Origin of the sequence: Halalkalibacter hemicellulosilyticusJCM 9152 (assembly GCF_000513115.1) — a bacterium.
Lineage (GTDB): Bacteria > Bacillota > Bacilli > Bacillales > Bacillaceae_D > Halalkalibacter > Halalkalibacter hemicellulosilyticus.
In genome coordinates, this window is the sequence record NZ_BAUU01000040.1 from 1 (window position 1) to 16,857 (window position 16,857).

Here is a 16,857-nt window from a genome sequence, read left to right on the forward strand (position 1 = left end):
ATGAATGATTGATCAAATGATTTATTTTTTCATTTGATGAGTATATAATAGTCTTTAATCATGTCAAAAAATGATACTGTTTAGGGGGGATCCGATGAAAAAAGTTGAACGGATTAATATTTTAATGCGGTATATCAACAACCGATCCCGCTTTACAATTTCTGAAATCATGCAGGAATTTAACATCTCACGTTCGACTGCTATTAGAGATATTAGAGAAATTGAAGCCATGGGGATGCCGCTTGTCGCTGAAGTTGGAAGAGATGGGGGCTATTTTGTCCTGAACAATTCTGTCCTGCCTACCGTTCGCTTTACCGACAATGAGATTAAGGCTCTCTTTATTGCTTTTATGGCGACAAGAAATCAACAACTTCCTTATTTAAAGAGTCGTCAGTCTTTAGCTGAAAAATTACTAGGGCTCCTTTCAGAAAACCAGCAAGATGACCTTGTTCTATTAAATCAAATCTTGCTTTTTGAAGGGACTAACCCGAATAATCCCGACCTTCTTGAACTGTCAGATCTTCCACATCCTATGCTAGAAAGGCTTATCCAACTTCTCCTTTTGGATAGCAATTTATTGATTACGATCAAAGAAGAGCAGGTCATAAAGGCTTATTACATTTTTCTCTTGCACCTTTATAATGAAAAAGGTCTTTGGGTGATAGAAGGGTTTGACTTAGAAAATGAAAAGAGGAGGATATTTCCTGTTGATCGTTTAAATGATGTCAAATCATACCCTACAACAAAAAGATTAAGTAAGAAAAAAATATTAGAAAAACTAAGTAAGCAGGAAGAAGGCATCAACCTTGTCCTTGAACTTGGTCCGAAGGCGATTGCACAGTTCAAAAAATACCATCCTTTAAAAGTTTCCATTTCCTATACGAGTCCTTACCAAACCACAGCCATTCTAAAGACTTTTATCAATGTTACTCATACAGAAGAATTAACTGAAATAACGAATTGGCTCCTTTTCCTTGGTGGCGATATCAAGTTCATAGAAGTGCCAGAAGAAGTTTATAAACAATTACAAGAGAGATTATGTTTATATAGCCCATAAGCGCATAATAAAAGCAAAATTGCGTAAATATTGAATATAAGTAGCTTTTCTGATCAATAATTGGAGGGGTGTTAATGGTTTAAATGATAAGGGTATGAACATGAACGTGAAGCTGGAATTGAAATTCTTGCTGTATTAAAACATGCCTTAGCCTTACTAGATAAAGTTAAAAGAGTAGTGAAAATTCAAGGGTCTGTTAAGCAATGCCTGAAATGTTACAAGTATTCGGAGCTAATGGTCATTATGCCCATTCGGTAATAGGTGCAGTTTCTGTTAGAGACAATCTACTAATAATCGTGGATTCTATTTTGAAAAAGAATAGAATGATAAAGTTTAAGGTAACACAACTTTTCAAAGAAGAATAAGAAGAGTTTTTGGATCGGTATTTTCGGGTAACTATTGAGAAAGACTAGTAAAAAGGAGAAGTGGTATGCAAGAAACGAATAAAGTACTGTTAACAAAGGATGATATGACAAACCCAACCGTCGTTCCTGAATGGGTTCTACATGAGTACAACACCTTCCATCAGATTGTAACAAATGAAACTTTCCCCTGTTATTTTGGCATGAAAGCAGAGATGAAAGGAGAACTTCGTTATGCCTATATCACGCAAGAGGATTGGTCTAATCTACCCAATGCTGTAGAGAAATTTTTAACCCTTTTTGTAGAACCGCCTTACGTTCGTCATGGTCTTTTTGTTTTTGTAGAACCTGAAGAAGAGAAGGATGACCTCGAACATTATCGTAAAAGGTTTTGGGAGATTTTGCAATACTTGCATGAAAACGATAAACAGAAATGGCCAGACAACAAACCTAAAGATCCCGAACATTACTTATGGGACTTCCATTTTGGAGGAGAACCGATCTTCGTGTTTGGAAATGCTCCTGCATACAAACAACGAAAAACACGTGATCTCGGTAACAGCCTTATTCTTGGTTTTCAACCACGGAAGATTTTTGAAGGGCTTGAAGGAACCCAAAAGGGTGGAATTATGTCTCGAGAAAAAGTGAGAAAACGAGTAGAAAAATGGGATAACCTTCCTAAACATCCCGATATTTCTCACTTTGGAGACCCTGATCATAATGAATGGAAGCAATTCTTCATTGGAGATGATGTAGAACCGATACAAGGAGAATGCCCTTTTCAACATAAAAGTCAGTAATAAGAAGCCTCGCACTATGCAAAAGTGTGAGGTTTCTTATTTTGTGAACGGGAATGATTAAATAAACCACAAATGGAAAGTGAAGAAACTGAATTGGATCGTAATGATAACATTACGTTAAACCGTTATGAATGGGGAAGTCATTCATGTAAGGGACGGTCAAGAAACGATCGAAACAAATGTAATACAACTATACTCAGGGGATATGATCGTAACGAATGAAGATTCAGCAGCTAAAGCTGAAATGGATTCAAGCGAAGTGTTTGTCATTGGGGAGAATTCATCGGTTGAAATGGAAAGAATTATTGACGATGAAAGCAAGTCAGTATGTGTTTGTTGTTTAAATGGTGATCCAATGAAGATATGAGTTGGTTGAATAGCTGTAACTGTTATTTGAAGGGTTTGCTATCATGAGTTAGGAGTTTTAAAAAAAGTTATAGCATACATTTCATTTCGATAAACCGAATTAGTGATAAAGCAGAGAATCGACCAACATGTTGATTCTCTGTTGCTATATGCACTACTAATCATTGAATCTAACTTTGGGGAGACATCGATTTAAAAACGAACGATCCCAATAAATATCGTTAACATAAAGAAGACAATGTTAACGCCGATTTCACGATATTCCTTACGTGCGATATGGAATAGGGCGCCGAGAAGAACGATTGTGGCCAGTCCGGCTGCGTCAATATGGGCGCGATAGATCGTTCAAGGAATGAATCCGATGAACTTAGTTGAAGCTAAGTTCATCTTTCTACTATTTTTTCTAACTGTAAAAAAGTATCTTGAATATGTTGAAGTACGACTTGAGCGTCTTCTTTTGCTTGGTAATCTTCTAGATTGATTGGTTCCCCAAAAACGACTGTTATTTTCTCTCTCTTAAATAGTCCTTTTAAAGAAGTAGGGCCATTGTATACGGCTGGAACAATAGGAACCCCCGCACGTTTAGCGATGACAAAAGCGCCGCGTTTCAGGCCTGTATTTTCTACTGATCTCGTTCCACTAGGAAATATCCCTACTACCTTTCCTTTTTTTATTAGCTTCTGGGGGATTTTTAAAGTGCTCGGTCCTGGATTCTCTCTATCTACCGGAAATGCATGTAATGATGTGAAAAGCCAATTCGTGAACTTAGATTTAAAGAGCTCCTTTTTTGCCATATAATACAAAGGAGTAGGCTTCATCGCGATCCCTAATGCAACCACATCGATCCATGTTTTGTGAGTGCATACAACGACATAACCATTATGTTTTTTTGCCAAATGGTTTCGATTAATAGTGCGAATACCTCCACCAAAGACGACTAGAATTATTTTCATCAAGCTTCTACCAAACCTATACAATCTTCATACCCCTTTCAAGTAAGCATACATCTGGAAATGTTGTACATTTCTATTGCCTCATTTTAATATAAACGTTGGAAACAATCCTTGTAAATGATTAAATATGCCTTTCTGTTTTACCTTGTTTCTCTATTTTATTATTTTTTTTAATGGGAAAATATATAAAAAGGCAACGTTGGTTTCCATAAACGTTGCTTTTCTAAAAAGATAAGAATGTATAAAATTCGAGGAAGAAATGTTGGGATATTCCATGAAAACCGTTGTAACTCGCACAACGCAATTAAGATTCTTATTCTTTACTCAACCCATTCTACAATCTCTTCAAGTGGCTTTCTCGTTTTCGGTCTTGGTTCTTTGGCGCGATAGCCGAATGCTACCATGACGGAAACAGCTAAGTGACCATCTTCTAGTAAACCTTCTTCAGCAAGAAGTGACTGTACCTCGTCATAATCAAACCCTTCAATAGGACAAGAATCAATGCCTATTTGGGCGGCAGCAGTCATCATATTCGCTAATGCAATGTACGTTTGCTTGCTAGCCCAATCAAACATCGAACGTTCACTTTCTAATAAATGGAGATCATCCTCTTGAAAGCTTTTGTAGCGAGCTTTCACTTTTTCAAAAAGGTCCTCTGGCATCTGTTTTACGTTTATCATTTGGTTTCTTACATACTCGCTATCATATTTCGTATCTTTAATGGTTCTAGCGAGAATGATCACGAAATGGCTGGCAGTCGGGAGCTGTCCTTGTGCACCCCATGTGATTGGACGTAGCTTTTCCCGTAATTCTTGATTTTGAACAACGACAAATTTCCATGGTTCATACCCTACAGAGCTTGGAGATAGCCTTGCTGTTTCTAATATGAATTGGAAATCTTCATCAGATATTTTTTTTGTAGAGTCAAATTCCTTCGTTGCATGCCTAAAATGAAAGGCATCAACAATTTCTTGTTTTTTGTGAATCATATTCATTTATTATTCCTCCTCTTTTTAATGTAGAGCTCCATAACTGCGGAGTCTGCTTTTAGTGTTAACAATCGTATCAGATTCAATAAAATATTTCATGAAATAGGTTTTAATTAATTTAGATTGGATTTTGAGTGAATGTAGAGGTAAAGACCGATACTAGGTAAGCAACGAACTAATCTGGAGAGACATGTATCAGTTATCTCCTTCTATAGGGTTATGACATACACTATGCATTTAGAAAAGTCTAATTCAATCAGAGGGAAAAATTTGTCGAAAAGTGTTGATTATAGTAAAAATATAGTATACTATGATTATATTGAGAGTCTAAAGTCTTACATTGAGGGTCGAAACTGAATAATAATAGCCACATATTTATAGGCGCAAAGTCCTTATATTTTGTTTTGTGCTTAGTGAATTTGTAATTATTCGACATAAATATACAATTTAATCTATTAATCGATTTTATCTTCATTGAATGCTTAATATAATGCTTTGTACTAATACCGTCGATTTTTGGAGTTAGTGATCGATATATTTAAGTTCATACATTTTAAGAGGGAGTGAAAGTAATGAATTTTTTTAGTAGTCTGAAGTTTAAGTTTATGCTAAGTATGCTGTGCCTCGCGCTTATTCCGCTTCTATGCTTAGCCACTTTACAATCAAGTCAGTTTAGTTCTTCTATACAAAATAGTATTAAAGAGCAACAAACGTCACTAGCTGAACTGAATAGGAATTCGTTGAGTGATTGGCTTGACAATAAGGCAGCGCAGCTTTCGAACAATCTCGATGCTCATCCTGAGTTTCAGGAAATGGATATGGAATACATAAGGTCGGTTCTTCATTATGTGGAAGTAAGCGATTCCGATGTAGAGCTTGCCAGCGTTGTGGACAAGGATGGGAATATTGGTACAGCTGGTATCAATCTGAAGGAAAGGGATTATTTCCAGGAGGTCGTTGAAACGAAAGAATACGCAGTTAGTGATATCATTATAAATAGCGAAACAGGAAACGAGCAAGTCGTTGTCGCTGTACGGTCCTGGATCAAGAAACTAATTTTAATGGCTTAATTGCTAGCTATGTCGGACTAGGTGTACTTTCTGATACTGTCGGACAAATTGAAGTGGCCGATTCTGGCTTTGGTTATTTATTATCGTCACAGGGCGATTTCATCTATCATCCTGATCAGGACATGGCAGGTGAGAATTACAACAATCTTGGTTTAAATGAAGAAACATTGCAAGTCTTTAATGAAGAAATATTAGCGAACGATACGGGCTTCGTGACTTACACAAATAACCATGGGGATGAACAGGTTGCAGCATTTTCCACTGTTGATAAATCAGGATGGAAAATCGTAGTAACAGCACCTGCTAGTGAAGTATATGCTGAAGTTCAAACCTTGGCTCAATCATCAACGATTCTCATATCGATTGCCGTCTTACTTGTTATCGTCTCAGCCTTCTTCTTAGCGAATTGGCTGGCTAAGCCGATTAAGCAAGTATCAAATCACCTAAATATACTTGCAAACGCAAACTTCACTCAAGCGGTACCTGGAAACCTTATGAAGAGGAAAGATGAGATTGGTGTTCTTGCAAATGCCACGAGCAAAATGCAAGATTCATTAATAGATGTAATCAAAAGCGTGTTTGGTGCATCCGATAAATTGTCAAGCAATAGTGAAGAATTGACTCAATCAGCAAGTGAAGTGACAGATGGAAGCAAACAAATTGCCTCAACCATGCAGGAGCTTTCTTCAGGGGCAGAATCACAAGCTAATAGCTCTGGAACGATATCTGAGCTAATGGAAGGCTTTGTTGAAAAGGTAACGGAGGCTAGTAATAGTACCCAACATATGAGAAAAGAGTCAAAAGGTATTATTGAGCAAACGGAAGAAGGCAAGGAATTGATGGGACAATCCGTAGCTCAAATGGATATGATTCATCAGATCGTACAAGGTGCCGTAGAAAAAGTACGAGGTCTTGATCAACAGTCGAAAGAAATTTCAAAACTAGTAGAAGTGATTCAAGGGATTGCAGAGCAAACAAATTTACTTGCACTTAACGCCGCTATCGAGGCTGCACGGGCAGGTGAACACGGCAAAGGGTTTGCAGTAGTCGCAAATGAAGTTCGAAAGTTAGCTGAAGAGGTTACATCATCAGTTGGGGATATTACAAACATTGTCAACGGTATTCAGAAGGGATCAAATGAAGTAACGAGTTCACTTCAAAATGGTTATCAAGTGGTCGAAAAAGGCTCTAAACAAATAGTTGTCACGGGTGAAAGATTTGCGGGCATTAATCAATCTGTAAGTAGTATGGCAACCATGATCGAAAGTATATCGAGCCAATTAACTGAAATTGCAGATGATAGTGAAAAAATGAGTCAGTCAATTGAAGAAGTTGCATCGGTTTCTGAAGAGTCAGCTGCTAGTATTGAACAAACAGCTGCTTCCTCGGAACAATTACTTGGCTCGATGGAAGAGGTCACAAATAGTGCAGATCAATTAGCTCGACTCGCTGAAGACTTAACAATGAAGGTTAGCCACTTCAAAATCAATTCATAATGATCGAGCTAGTATCATTCATAGCTACTAACTATTGATTTTAGTAGTATATAGACATTCTCTTTCATTTGATGTGTACACTAAATTGGTAGAAGTGAATAGTACCTTGTACAGCAGAAGCTTGTTTCCGAGATGGAGACGAGCTTTTTTGTGTTCCGTTTTTAGTAATATTAGCAATAGTATGAATTTAATGTCATTTCATTGTAAATGATTCAATCTTAATAAAGGAAAAAGTGCTATTTAAACTATGTGTGGACAAGTAATAGATAATTAAGGAAGAAAATCATAGACGAGTCACGCATGCATGTTAGGTATATTTTTAGTTGACAAAAGGAAAAAAGCAATTTACACTTCCTTATATATTCAACGTTGAATAAACAAAGGAGAATTAACTTTGACTAAATTATTAGTATTAGCAATGCTCAGCATTAAGCCGATGTCTGGATATGAAATCAAATCCATGCTTGAATTGAATGATGCACAACGTTGGGCTGGTGTGTTGCCAGGATCGATCTATAATGCACTGAAAAAATTAGAAAAAGATGGGTATATTGAAATTGAAGGCCTCGAAAATAACGGACATAGACAAAAGGCCATTTACAAAATGACTGCTACTGGTGTGGATTATCAGAAACAACTAGCTTTAGAATGCCTTGGAAATGCCAAAGTCCACTATCCAACCGATTTGTATTCGGGAATTTCCTTTGCTCACCAACTACCAAAAGAAAAAGCTGTAGAGCAATTGAAAAAGAATAAAGAGCAATTATATCTAGAATTACAAGCTGTTAAAACGGGATTGGAAGCAAAGGAAAGAGCACTACAAGGTGACATTCCACAACTTACGATTATCGTATTTGAGCATATGTTTGAGATGATTGAATCACAAATAAGGGTAATAGATCGAGCATTGGATGTCATTGAAGGCTAAGAAAAAATGTTTAAGCCATATGTAGTGGCTTTCATTTTTACTTATATAGTCAAAGTTGAATATACAAAGGAGGGTATTAGATATGAAACTTATTGAGTTAACACATGTGGAGAAAAGCTTTAAAGGAAGAAAAATGATTGAGGACATGAATTTTTCAATCTATTCAAATGAAGTGGTAGCACTAGTTGGAACAAATGGAGCAGGCAAAACGACTACCATTAGGATGATTTTAGGTATTACTAGTCCTGACCATGGAGAGGTATTTCGCTGGTCAAAAGATTTTAATAGAAGAGTAGGTGTTCAGCTTCAAGCTACTCCTTTTTTTGAAGGGTTTAATGTAGAAGATAATTTGAAACTATTTTCTACATTTTATCAAGCGCCATTAACGAATGAAGAATTGGATGCCATCTTAACAAAGTATCAGCTGTTAGATGCAAAAAGGACCAATGCCTCTAAGCTGTCTTTAGGACAACAAAAACGGCTGGCTATTAGCATTACCACTTTACACAATCCGGATTTTGTTATTTTAGATGAACCTTCTGCTGGACTCGATCCAAGTGGACAGCGTGAAGTACAGAACATGATTCATCGTTTAAGGCAGCAAGGCAAAAGTGTTTTATTTTCCTCCCATGATATGTTAGAAGTCAAAAATACAGCTGATCGAGTATTGATTATGGATAATGGGAGACTGGTGGAAAATGGGAAACCGTTAGAACTGCTAGAAAAATATGATGCAACAGACTTAGAGAATTTATTTCATATCTTGACTAGGAAGGAGAACCAATATGTTTAATGTTATCCGCATTACACTATATAAAAATATGCAAGATGTTTATTTATTGTTTTGGTCTATTTTTCTTCCGTTAGCAGCTTTATTTGGGTTGTATTATTTTAATTTGGATGTAGCAACGAACACTTTGCTGGGAGTGTTAAGTATGAGTATTTTCTTCTACTGTTGTATAACGAATGCCTTCTCAGTTTATTCACAACGAAAAAGAGGGGTCTTTGATTTATTAAGGATCACACCATTCTCATTATGGAAATATCTTTCTGCTATAACGCTTAGTCATACTGTTATTGCATGCTCAGTTTCAATTGTTTTATTACTCGTAGAGAGTAGCCTGTTTGAGTTCAATATGGCAGTCTTAAGTATCGTTCTTTTCCTACCGTTGCTTTGGGTAGGGTCGGCTATGTTCACATTGTTAGGATTTGCACTTTCGAGCTTGCCCAAAAATGAAGGGCAGTTAAGTATGACGACAAATTTAATTATGCTTCCTCTAATACTATGTAGTAGCATCTTCTTAAATATTGCAGAAGCCCCTAAGTTCGTACAATGGATAAGCTGGATCAATCCATTTGAATGGTTGCAGCGAGGTTATCGAGCTGCTTTAGAAACGAACCTTAGTTTTTGGGCTCTTTCAATGCTGATCCTTATCGTGATGCTAATTATGCTTCTTATTGTTGCTAGAGTAAGCTTTCGAAATAACGAAAAGTAAAGATGGACCCAATGTATTAGTATGAGTAAGAAGCGGGTGATGAAACGCTCTAGATATAAAGCTTCATGTCGTCATCGGTGAACGATATCAACCACTGTATCCACTTGCTTATCGCATTGACAGTGAAATAAAGTGGTCACTATAATGAATGTATGAAGATGCCAATTATATCTACCAAACTATCTACTCCGCTAATTCGGTCTAACGCTGTTTCTCGTCCCCGACTCATTGAACAGCTGAACGAGGGGATGCACTACAAGCTTACCATCATTTCTGCCGGTGCCGGTTTCGGTAAAACGACACTTGTGAGTCAATGGCTTACTAATTGCGAGCAGCCGGTTACGTGGCTATCACTGGAAGAAGGAGATAATGTTCTTGCTCGCTTTCTTACATACCTCTTTGTTGCTTTACGGAAGATTGAAGCGAATATTGGAGAAGGAGTTATTGGTTTACTTCAATCCTCACAATTGCCTCCAATAGATTCCATTCTTGGCTCGCTGATTAATGATCTTTCTTCCGTTCAAAGCGATTTCATTCTTGTCCTTGACGATTACCATGTGATTAATGCACATCCGATTGATCATGCCATCGAATTTCTACTTGAGCATATACCACCACAGATGCATCTGGTCCTTACCACTCGTGAAGAGCCGCGTCTATCTATAGCGCGGTTACGTGCCCGGGGTCAATTGACAGAAGTGCGTGCAGCTGATTTGCGTTTCACCTCCTTTGAAGCTGCTAAATTTCTAAACTATGTGATGGGTTTAGATCTTTCCGCAGAAGAGATCGCCTTGCTTGAATCTCGAACAGAAGGCTGGATTGCGGGTCTACAATTAGCCGCACTGTCTATGCAGGATCATAAAGACGTTAGCGGCTTTATCCAAACTTTCACAGGTAGTCATTATTTTATCTTAGATTATTTAGTAGAAGAGGTGTTGCAAAAGCAACCTCAAAACATTCAGACGTTCTTGCTACACACATCCATCCTTGAAAGGTTGTGCGGTCCTCTTTGTGATGCTGTTCTTGGTTGGGGAGATGAAGAACACATAACGTCCCCAGGACAAGAAGTACTAGAAAGACTGGAAAACGCTAACCTGTTCATCATTCCTCTAGATAACGAGAGGCGTTGGTATCGCTATCACCACTTATTTGCTGAAGTGCTACGACGACAGCATCTTTCGTCGATTGCGGATGCGAAGAGAAGCATAGCTCCATTACATATACGTGCCAGCATATGGTATGAAGATAATCACTTTGAGCTTGATGCTTTTCACCATGCCATTGCAGCTAATGATATTAGCCGAGCGGCTCGTTTAATAGAGGGAGGAGAAATACCACTACTCTTTCGTGGAGCGGTGACACCTGTACTAAATTGGCTTGAGTCATTGTCAATGAAAGAACTTGATGCTAGACCTTCCTTGTGGGTAATGTATGCCTCTGCATTGCTGTCAGTTGGTCAAGTGGCTGGTGTTGAACAAAAACTAGTATTTGCCGAAAATGCTCTGCAAGATATTGAACAAGACGTTAAAACTTTGGATCTTATCGGGCATATTGCTGCTATACGAGCAACATTGGCTGTAAGTAAGCATCAAGCAGAAACGATTATTGATGAGTCGCGTCGAGCGTTAGACCATTTGCATCCGGATAACTTACCTGTTCGGACTGCAACAACCTGGACAATGGGATACGCATACCAGCTTCAAGGCGATCGTGCAGCAGCTAGAAAGGCTTATATTGAGGCATTATCGATCAGTCAGAACATTGGACATGTGATTATCACGATTATGACTACGCTCGGTCTGGGAAACATTCATGAAGGGGATAATCAGCTCTATGTGGCGGCTGAGACTTATCGACAAGCTCTAACATTAGCAGGGGACCCGTCATTGCCGGTTGCTTGCGAAGCACACCTAGGTTTAGCACGTATATATTATGAATGGAATGATCTCGATAAAGCTGAGTGGCATGGACAACAAGCTATTCAATTGTCACGGCAATTTGAAAACACCGACAGATCGGTAGCTAGTGAGGTGTTTCTCGCTCGGTTAAAGTTTGTCCAAGGAGAAGCTGCAAATGCAACGGCAATATTGGATAACGCTGAGCAGGTGGCACGGCTAAATCACTTTAGCTATCAAATTTCAGAGATTGAAGCTGTTAGGGTTCAGATATTTCTTGGGCAAGGTCAGCTTGACCGATTCGCTCAGCTAGTTACAAAATATGAACTCCCCATAAGTCAAGCGCGGATTCATCTTGCGCAAGGAAACGCATTCTCCGCCCTGACCTTGTTAGAGTCGCTGCTCCAGGAGGCAGAAGAGAAAGGATGGAATGACGAGAGGCTGAGACTAATGGTTTTACAAGCTCTTGCTCACCGGGCCAATGGAGAACGGGACAAAGCTATTCAGGTTGTAGGTGACATTCTTTCCATGGCAAAGTCGGGCGGCTTTCTCCGACTGTTTATTGACGAGGGATTACCGATGAAATCGTTATTAACTGAAGCTGCTATTCAAGGGATGATACCGGATTATACACGAAAATTGAAGCTTGCATTTGAAATGGAGCGAAAAAGAGTACTCAGTCAAGGTAAGCACACTCATAACGAGCCACTTATCGAACCTTTGAGTGAACGAGAGTTAAAAGTGTTGCAGCTTATTGCTGAAGGTTACTCGAATCAGGAAATAAGTCAAATCCTATTTATCGCTCTTGACACAGTGAAAGGACATAACCGCAGAATATATGGCAAATTGCAAGTACAAAGACGAACGGAAGCGGTTGCCCGTGCTCGCGAATACGGCTTGCTGTAAATATACACGAAAGTGTCTATCTAATATCGATACAATGGCGCTATACTTTTTCCATATGGAACAAGTGAAGCCTATGATAGATCAGCGTACGGCCAATGGTCACCTACGGACCGAGTAAAAAGGTTGGTTCGACGTGATGACCTGCACAGTTGAAGCAAACGGTGTTACACTGTTAATCAGTTTGGTAGCTGATCAGCTAGGTATACTCTTGATTTCAGTCAATCGTGTGAAGGTGCACAATTTGTTGAATAGGAGGAAGCTGTCCAATGAAAGCCATTCAAGGGAATAGCGTGGTTACGGTGACAAAGGAGAATAAAAAATGAAAACCTACAAAACGACCGCGGTATTGTAGGCATCCTCTATATCATCGGAACTTTATCAGGAATTTTAAGTGTTGCTGTTACAAAGGATCTATTTGCTGGAGAAGATTTCTTAACCAAAATTGCCGAAAACCAATCTCAACTTAATTTGGGCGCATTAATGGTTCTTATTATGGGGCTGTCGTTAGCGGCGATGCCTGTTTTTCTGTATCCGCTTTTCAAAAGGAAGAATCATGCTCTAGCCTTAGGGATGGTTGTTTTTCGAGGACCACTAGAGGGAAGCACATATATTTTAGTCGTAGTTGGATGGTTATGGTTAGGTGTGTTCAGCAAGGAGTTTCTGGCCGCTGGGGCAGAGGCAGTTCCTCTGCAGGTTGTTGGTAACGTGTTTCTTCAGACTAAGAGTATTGTTACACCTGTCTTGACGATTGTCTTTATCATTGGGGCAATGCTGTTATATACCCTTTTTTATCTTACTAAGCTTATCCCTCGTTGGTTATCTGTGTGGGGGTTAATCGCAGCTGTTTTCTATGTGACTGTGGACTTAGTGATATTGCTTGGATTTAACATTCAATTGGATGTGCTGTATATCCCATTAGCTGTGCAGGAAATGGTCATGGCTCTTTGGTTGATTAGCAAAGGCTTCAATCAAGTGGAGCTTGATCGGCTTTTAACCGATCGGAACCGTGTATAAAAGGGGTGCGTAATGATGAAACCTGATAGGAAAACGGCTATAATTATTGGAATATTACTAATATTCAGTTTTATATTTGGGGTATTTAGTTCTGTTCCAGCGTTAGAACGTCCAGATTACCTTGAAGCATTGCCACAAATCGAAACGCAGGTTTTGGTTGCGACAATTTTGCAAGCTGCAATGGCCGTCGTATATGTTAGTATCACAGTGTTATTATATCCCATACTTGAAACATACAATAAAAAACTAGCGGTCGGATACTTCGGTTTTAGGATTATCGGAGCGGGGTTTCTATTTGCTGGAATAGCTTTTCTTCTCCTTTTATTATCGTTGAGTCAGAGCTTTGTTACATCTAGTCAAGCTAGCTCATCGTATTTTGAAATAGCTGAAATGCTAAGACAGGGAAGAGATATTCTCAATCATATAGGAATGATATTGCCATGGAGCATTGGAGGAGTCATTCTCTATTATTGCTTCTTTCATATGAGGTTGATCCCACGATGGTTATCAATATGGGGTATGATCGGTTCTTTCTTTACACTTTTTGCTACGCTAATGTTGATGTTAAATATCATCCAATTAGTGAGTCCGGTCTATTTTATTTTAAATGCACCCGTAGCCTTTTGTGAGATTATTCTAGCTATCATGTTAATAGTTAGAGGGTTTCATTCTATTGAAATAAAAACGAATGAAAAAGAGGTTAGAATATGAGAGTACTCGTTCTTGGAGCAAGCGGTGCGACCGGTACACTAGTCGTCCAACAATTAATGAAAAGGCAAATCAAAGCTAGGATTCTTATTAGAAAAAGTGCCACTCTTCCTAAAGACATACGTAACCATCCATTAGTTGAAATTGTGACGGGAAATGTCAATGAATTAAATGATTATGAGATGGATGACCTTCTACATGATTGCGATGTCTTAATTTCCTGCCTCGGTCATAATATGACATTCAAAGGGATATTTGGTAAACCGCGTTATTTAGTGTTTGATGCGATAAAACGAATGAGTGAGATAGTCAAAAACAAGACTGACAAAGAAGTAAAGCTCATTCTGATGGGGACAACCGGTTACACGAATACGTTATTGGGAGAGAAAAATTCAATAGGTGAAACAATCGTCCATTTCTTACTAAAGCTTGTCCCTCCTCATCGAGATAACATAAAGGCAGCTCAGTATTTGATAACCGAAATTGGTTCATGCGAAAAGGTGGAATGGGCCATCGTACGGCCTGATACATTAATCAACCATGATGAGGAGAGTGCATATAAGATATACGAATCTCCTATAAGAAGTCCGTTATTTGATGCTGGTAAAACGAGTAGAATCAATGTTAGTCATTTTATAGCAGAACTTGTAGTAAAGGATGAAGTATGGGAGGAGTGGCGATTTAAGACACCAGTTATTTATAATCAATAATACGGGTGTCTCCACAGCAAGCGTCAGAAATAATGAAAAATAAAAATGAATTCAAAGTAAAACCTAAATTCAATTTTTAACCTCCTACAATAATGATTCACAAATTGTCGGGTATAAAAATGCTCGGTTTGCTAATATGGGTGAGAAGGGGTGTGATGATTATGAAACTACATCATTTAAATTTAACGGTTACGGATGTTGCAGCTTCTCGCGCATTTTTAGAAAAGTATTTTGGTATGGAGTGTGTTAGTAGTAGAGGGAATGGGTTTGTGGCTATGTTTGATGATGACCGTTTTGTTTTGACGCTGATGAAAGGGACTAACGTTCAGTACCCAGAGACTTTTCATATTGGCTTTCCCCAGGAAAACGAAGAACAAGTAAACATGATCCATCTACGCTTGAAGGAAGATGGTTTCGAAGTGGAGTCTCCGCAATATTCACATGGATATACATTTTATGTAGAGGCGCCTGGGGGATTCACAGTTGAAGTTTTGTGCTAATAAAAATTGTGACGATTATGAAGCAGGCACTCATTTCGAGGCCGCTGAAAAAGTGCGATTTTCACTTTTTCAGTGGCCTTTACTCTTCTTTGAGTTGCTAGAAAGGACTTTTTTAGTGCTCTCCTCATTTGTGAGTGTCTTTTTTTGCTTGCTTCATATAGTTAGAGCTACACAATGATCAATATAAAACCTAGTAGCAAGTATTCCCCTTCCTTAACATATAGATTTAGATAATGGTTCCATCTGATAATTCTAAAAAGGAGAAGTTTGTTTCTGTCATGTTCTTATGAATCAAAATGAAGTGGGGGATGATATGATACAAGTTGCAGGAAGGCCATTTTCACAAGAGAATGCAGGGGACTTTGGAAGTGTAGGACATGTAATTCTTCAACAAATGCTCGAATCACCTGAATTATTTGCCTATCCCTCGATGAATGGGCTTCGCTTTGACATCAACATGCGAATACACATTTTAGATAGTTCAAAAGAGATGAATGCGAGTCAAGTTACGTTTACGACCTTTGAACATGCTCAATGTAATCCCGCATACTGGACTTTGACGTATGCGGGAGGGTTTTTATTAAGAAATGATGTACGGCCATCTGAGGCTATTCTAGATATTTATCGCAATAGCTCCCTTTATGCATTTGAATGCGCGACGGCGATTATCATTATTTATTATCAGGCCATCTTAAAAAGTATCGGGAGCCAACGGTTTGATACGATTTTTCAAAATCTTTATTTATACAGCTGGCATACAGACCCAAACTTAGAATTAAACTCTTTCTACTCTTCAAATCGTTTCTTGCCTGGAGATGTTGTGTATTTTAATAATCCTGATTTTCATCCTCAAACACCCTGGTATCGAGGTGAAAATGCGGTTGTGATGAGTGATGGAATGTTCTTCGGTCATGGTTTTGGGATTATGACTGCCGAAGAGATGATCGAGTTTTTAAATACACAAAGGTCTCCAGGAAGTATGCAATCCGCATATTTAACCAATTTAATAACAAGGATCTCTTCTCAAACGATGCAGATGCTCTTCACGTTACAACGGGGTCGTCTCATCTATCGAAGTGCTAAAAAGGTTGTTCACCATAATCTTTGTTCAATCTCCTGTATTGATTATCAATATTTTCTAAATGGGCACTAAATCTAATGGAATTGCAAAACTTGTGACATTCACCCATTTATTAGGTTGACAGGTTCACTTTCTGACTAGGTGAGTATACTGTAGTGTAAATAACTAACCTAAAAGGAAGTGTTAAATATGTATGATTACGCAAATATGCCCCCTAATATGATGGCAGGAGCTAATGTCCCGCCAAATGTCCCTCCGACGATGGTTGCTGGCGCAATGGATGCACCTATGCCATATTATGGAGCTCCTTCATACGGCTATGGTTATGCTGAACCTGCTAAAAAGAGTGGCTTCGTATTAATTGTTGTCTTGTTTATTTTGTTAATTATTGTAGGAAGTAGCTTTCCTAAATGCTAATATAGGCGCGTGAAAGGGTGGTACTCGGTCATTTGTAAAATCGAGTATCGCTCGTTCTCTACCCGTCACCTATCAAATTCGATAAGTGGCGGGTATTTCTCTTTGTAGG

The 16,857-nt window shown here is 38.5% G+C and carries 17 protein-coding genes; 15 read left to right on the forward strand and 2 right to left on the reverse strand.

What is annotated here, in order from left to right; genetic code table 11:
* Nucleotides 1-94 precede the first annotated feature (94 nt).
* From JCM9152_RS18650 to JCM9152_RS18665, 3 genes are all read left to right on the forward strand, one after another.
* Entirely contained in the window at nt 95-1,057 is a 963-nt protein-coding gene (locus tag JCM9152_RS18650) for a helix-turn-helix transcriptional regulator (RefSeq protein ID WP_035346886.1), read from the forward strand.
* 430 nt (nt 1,058-1,487) lie between these two features.
* Entirely contained in the window at nt 1,488-2,219 is a 732-nt protein-coding gene (locus JCM9152_RS18660; protein WP_035346887.1) for a YqcI/YcgG family protein, read from the forward strand.
* A gap of 127 nt (nt 2,220-2,346) precedes the next feature.
* Nucleotides 2,347-2,586: a FecR family protein gene (locus JCM9152_RS18665; protein ID WP_035346888.1), complete on the forward strand. Its 240-nt coding sequence runs from the start codon at nt 2,347-2,349 to the stop codon at nt 2,584-2,586.
* A gap of 382 nt (nt 2,587-2,968) precedes the next feature.
* On the opposite strand, the gene JCM9152_RS18670 is transcribed toward JCM9152_RS18665, so the two are convergent.
* The gene (locus tag JCM9152_RS18670) at nt 2,969-3,538 is read right to left on the reverse strand and encodes a lysophospholipid acyltransferase family protein (RefSeq protein WP_052016159.1); all 570 of its coding nucleotides are present in this window, start codon (nt 3,536-3,538) and stop codon (nt 2,969-2,971) included.
* Nucleotides 3,539-3,858: 320 nt separating this feature from the next.
* Nucleotides 3,859-4,527 (reverse strand): NAD(P)H-dependent oxidoreductase, encoded by a 669-nt coding sequence (locus tag JCM9152_RS18675; RefSeq protein WP_035346925.1) that lies wholly within the window; start codon nt 4,525-4,527, stop codon nt 3,859-3,861.
* A 572-nt stretch (nt 4,528-5,099) separates the two neighbouring features.
* Between JCM9152_RS18675 and JCM9152_RS23000 the strand changes: the two genes are divergently transcribed.
* The 12 genes from JCM9152_RS23000 to JCM9152_RS22440 all read left to right on the forward strand — a co-directional run bounded on the left by JCM9152_RS23000 (nt 5,100) and on the right by JCM9152_RS22440 (nt 16,748).
* Entirely contained in the window at nt 5,100-5,597 is a 498-nt protein-coding gene (locus tag JCM9152_RS23000) for a PDC sensor domain-containing protein (protein WP_035346892.1), read from the forward strand.
* Nucleotides 5,597-7,093, forward strand: coding sequence for a methyl-accepting chemotaxis protein (locus tag JCM9152_RS18685; protein ID WP_500778238.1), 1,497 nt, complete (start codon nt 5,597-5,599; stop codon nt 7,091-7,093). Before JCM9152_RS23000 ends, JCM9152_RS18685 begins: the two co-directional genes overlap by 1 nt.
* Before the next feature lie 394 nt (nt 7,094-7,487).
* Nucleotides 7,488-8,021: a PadR family transcriptional regulator gene (locus tag JCM9152_RS18690; protein WP_035346894.1), complete on the forward strand. Its 534-nt coding sequence runs from the start codon at nt 7,488-7,490 to the stop codon at nt 8,019-8,021.
* Nucleotides 8,022-8,103: 82 nt separating this feature from the next.
* A complete protein-coding gene (locus JCM9152_RS18695) occupies nt 8,104-8,814 on the forward strand; it encodes an ABC transporter ATP-binding protein (RefSeq protein WP_035346895.1) in 711 nt (236 codons plus the stop codon).
* A complete protein-coding gene (locus tag JCM9152_RS18700; RefSeq protein WP_035346897.1) occupies nt 8,807-9,517 on the forward strand; it encodes an ABC transporter permease in 711 nt (236 codons plus the stop codon). Before JCM9152_RS18695 ends, JCM9152_RS18700 begins: the two co-directional genes overlap by 8 nt.
* Before the next feature lie 248 nt (nt 9,518-9,765).
* Entirely contained in the window at nt 9,766-12,318 is a 2,553-nt protein-coding gene (locus JCM9152_RS18705) for a winged helix-turn-helix domain-containing protein (protein WP_369384592.1), read from the forward strand.
* A 354-nt stretch (nt 12,319-12,672) separates the two neighbouring features.
* The gene (locus tag JCM9152_RS18710) at nt 12,673-13,332 is read left to right on the forward strand and encodes a DUF4386 domain-containing protein (protein WP_268870758.1); all 660 of its coding nucleotides are present in this window, start codon (nt 12,673-12,675) and stop codon (nt 13,330-13,332) included.
* A 12-nt stretch (nt 13,333-13,344) separates the two neighbouring features.
* Nucleotides 13,345-14,043 (forward strand): DUF4386 domain-containing protein, encoded by a 699-nt coding sequence (locus tag JCM9152_RS18715; protein ID WP_081728128.1) that lies wholly within the window; start codon nt 13,345-13,347, stop codon nt 14,041-14,043.
* Complete coding sequence (locus tag JCM9152_RS18720) at nt 14,040-14,750, forward strand: NAD(P)-dependent oxidoreductase (protein WP_035346903.1); 711 nt, start codon at nt 14,040-14,042, stop codon at nt 14,748-14,750. Before JCM9152_RS18715 ends, JCM9152_RS18720 begins: the two co-directional genes overlap by 4 nt.
* A gap of 161 nt (nt 14,751-14,911) precedes the next feature.
* Nucleotides 14,912-15,250 carry a VOC family protein gene (locus JCM9152_RS18725; RefSeq protein WP_035346908.1) on the forward strand — a complete coding sequence of 113 codons (339 nt, stop codon included), beginning with the start codon at nt 14,912-14,914 and terminating at the stop codon, nt 15,248-15,250.
* A 313-nt stretch (nt 15,251-15,563) separates the two neighbouring features.
* Nucleotides 15,564-16,403 (forward strand): protein-glutamine gamma-glutamyltransferase, encoded by an 840-nt coding sequence (locus tag JCM9152_RS18735; protein ID WP_035346930.1) that lies wholly within the window; start codon nt 15,564-15,566, stop codon nt 16,401-16,403.
* Between the two features lie 216 nt (nt 16,404-16,619).
* Nucleotides 16,620-16,748 carry a YjcZ family sporulation protein gene (locus JCM9152_RS22440; protein WP_148296548.1) on the forward strand — a complete coding sequence of 43 codons (129 nt, stop codon included), beginning with the start codon at nt 16,620-16,622 and terminating at the stop codon, nt 16,746-16,748.
* Nucleotides 16,749-16,857 lie beyond the last annotated feature (109 nt).